1 protein-coding gene is annotated in these 681 nt (G+C 62.6%); it reads right to left on the bottom strand.

Annotated features, from left to right (window positions below; genetic code table 11):
- The coding region (locus tag AC5ZG5_RS46345) for an ATP-binding protein (RefSeq protein ID WP_456647224.1) at positions 1-513 on the bottom strand (513 nt) is incomplete at its 3' end.
- Positions 514-681: the final 168 nt, after the last annotated feature.

Below are 681 nucleotides of genomic sequence, written 5' to 3'. Positions count from 1 at the left end.
GAACAGGTCGTCAAGCACAAGCAGATCGCAGTCAAAGATGCTCCGCAGCCGAGCTTCGCGCTGAGCGGCCGGGCTGAGGGCGTAACGGTTGAAGAAGTCATCGGCCTCGAGATACTGGACCTTGTGGCCTTGCAGGATGGCCTGGTAGGCGACGGCCTTGGCCACGTGCGACTTTCCGGTGCCGGGCTTGCCAATGAGCAGTGCGTTTTCACCGGCGGCGACAAACTTCAGCGTGTGCAGCTGGAAGCAGGCCTGACGCGGCAGTTTGGGATTGAAGGACCAGTCGAACTCCGCGAGCGTGAGCTTCTCTTCGAGCCCGGATTGCTGGTAGCGGCGAGCGATGAGACGGGACTGACGACGATCGAGTTCGTCCTGCAGGAGCAGGCAGAACGTCTCGAGGAACGGTTGGCTGGCGCCCTGGGCCTGCAGGACCCGGGTCTCGAGCGTGTCGCGTATGCCCGACAGCCGCAATTGTCGTAGGCAGCGATCGATTTCCGTCAAGGTCATGGTCATTCGGAAGGAGCTCCGGTGGAGGTTGAAAGGCTGAGTTGATCGGCAATCAAGGTCTCGGTGCGAGCGCTCGCGTCGTCGGAGCTGGCCGGGGTTGCGGAGGCGACGCGAGCGCGGTTTGTTGCACGCTGATCATCGCCGTTGTTGATGGGCCGGCTCTCGTTGCTGGCA

The organism is Bradyrhizobium sp. Ses1, from assembly GCF_059512365.1.
Note: the sequence above shows the minus strand (reverse complement) of the source record. Positions and strands in the feature narration are given on the sequence as shown.